Here is a 1,923-nt window from a genome sequence, read left to right on the forward strand (position 1 = left end):
GACCCCGCGCCCTCCCGGCGCGTTCCCCCGGCCCCGCCGCGCCCCCGCGGCGGGGCCGGGGGCCTGGTGGGTAGCGTGGGACGCGGGCCCTGCGACCGCCGTAGGGCCGTGAAGGGACGGCGCACGGTGCAGCAGGAATCGGCGGACTTCCCCGCCCTGTCCGCGCCCGGTGCGGGGGACCTGGCCGCGCTCGACGAACGGCTGACCGGCTGCCGGGCCTGCCCGCGGCTGGTCGCCTGGCGCGAGGAGACCGCCCGGGTCCGGCGCCGCGCCTACGCCGGATGGGAGTACTGGGCCCGTCCCGTGCCGGGCTTCGGCCCGCCGGACGCCGCGCTGGCCCTGGTCGGTCTGGCCCCCGCCGCGCACGGCGGCAACCGCACCGGCCGGATGTTCACCGGCGACCGCTCGGGCGACGTGCTGTTCGAGGCGCTGCACGCCGTCGGCCTGGCCTCCCAGCCCACCTCCACGGAACGCGGCGACGGCCTGGAGCTGTACGGGGTACGGGTGACCTCGCCCGTCCACTGCGCGCCGCCCGCCAACAAGCCCACCACGCAGGAGCGGCTGACCTGCCGCCCGTGGCTGGTGCGCGAACTGGAACTGCTGCGGCCCACGCTGCGCGCGATCGTCGTCCTCGGCGCGTTCGGCTGGCAGGCGCTGCTGCCCGTGCTCGGCGGCGCCGGGTACCGGCTGCCGCGGCCGCTCCCCCGGTTCGGGCACGGCGCGCACGTGGAACTGGCGGCCCCCGCGGAAGGGGAGCCGCCGCTGCACCTGTTCGGCTGCTACCACGTCAGCCAGCAGAACACCTTCACCGGGCGGCTCACCCCCGCCATGCTGCGCGAGGTCCTCGCGACGGCCGCCGCGCGTGCCGGGCTGCCCGTGACCCGCTGAGACTCAGCCCGCGGCCGCAACGATCGCGCCGGCGACCACGGGCAACGAGTCCGGGTGGTCCGTCAGGAACAGGTTGGGCTCGATGAGCTCCAGCTCCATCACGCACGGGGCGCCGTCCTCGCCGTCGACGAGGTCCACCCGGGCGTAGAGCAGCTCCGGCGTACCCGGTACGGCGGCCAGCGCCCGTTCCGCGGCGGCCAGTTCCGCCTCGGTCGGGGTCCAGGGACGCACCCCGGGGTGGGCGACCTTGCGCTGGTCGTAGCGCGTGTCCGGGGACAGCACGGCGTTCTTGGCGATGGCGTGCAGGAACCGGCCGCCGAGGAAGACCAGGGCGCGCTCGCCGGTGGTGTCGATCCGCGGCATGTAGGGCTGGACCATCGCGGTGAGGCCCTCCTCGTGCATCCGCGCCACGTGCTCCCGCGCCTCCTCGTGCTGCCCGGGGCGGTAGCGCGCGGCGTAGCGGGCGCCCGCGCCCGCGGCGGGCTTGACCACGAAATCCCGGTCGCCGGGCAGCCCGCCGGTGCCGCCGCCCGGCGGGAGGTAGCGGGTGGCGACCGCGGGCACGCCGAGTGAGGCCAGCTCGCCGAGGTAGCGCTTGTCGGAGTTCCAGCGCACGACCGCGGGCGGGTTGAACAGGGTGGTGGCGGCGCCGCAGCGGTCGGCCCAGGCCAGGAACTCCTCGGTGCGCACCGTGTAGTCCCAGGTCGACCGTATGACCACCAGGTCGAACCCGGCCCAGTCGACGTCCGGGTCGTCCCAGTGCACGATCACGGCCTCGGCGCCCGCCGCCGCGACGGCGTCCCGCAGCAGGGGCAGGTCGCGGTCGACGGCGCCCGCCGGAAGGTGCGCGGTGGTCACCAGGGCGATCCTCGGCTGCGGCACGGGGGCTCCTCGGGGTCGGGCGGAGATCTTGCCGTCCCGCAGGCTACCCGGGAGGAATCGCCGGTGGTCACGGGGCCTGCGGGCACGCCCGCAGCGGCCGTGCACAATGGCGGCATGCCCAAGTCCCGCCCCGGCCGCCGTTCTGCCCCCGGC

At 76.7% G+C, this 1,923-nt stretch carries 2 protein-coding genes; one reads left to right on the plus strand and one right to left on the minus strand.

Annotated elements, in window-relative coordinates:
* Positions 1-126: 126 nt before the first annotated feature.
* Positions 127-888, plus strand: a complete 762-nt coding sequence (locus tag PV341_RS44865) for a uracil-DNA glycosylase (RefSeq protein ID WP_500326502.1) — start codon at positions 127-129, stop codon at positions 886-888.
* 3 nt (positions 889-891) lie between these two features.
* On the opposite strand, the gene PV341_RS44870 is transcribed toward PV341_RS44865, so the two are convergent.
* Positions 892-1,770: a DcsG N-terminal domain-containing protein gene (locus tag PV341_RS44870; protein WP_500361010.1), complete on the minus strand. Its 879-nt coding sequence runs from the start codon at positions 1,768-1,770 to the stop codon at positions 892-894.
* Positions 1,771-1,923 lie beyond the last annotated feature (153 nt).

Source organism: Streptomyces sp. PA03-1a, assembly GCF_033792805.1.
Taxonomy (GTDB): domain Bacteria; phylum Actinomycetota; class Actinomycetes; order Streptomycetales; family Streptomycetaceae; genus Actinacidiphila.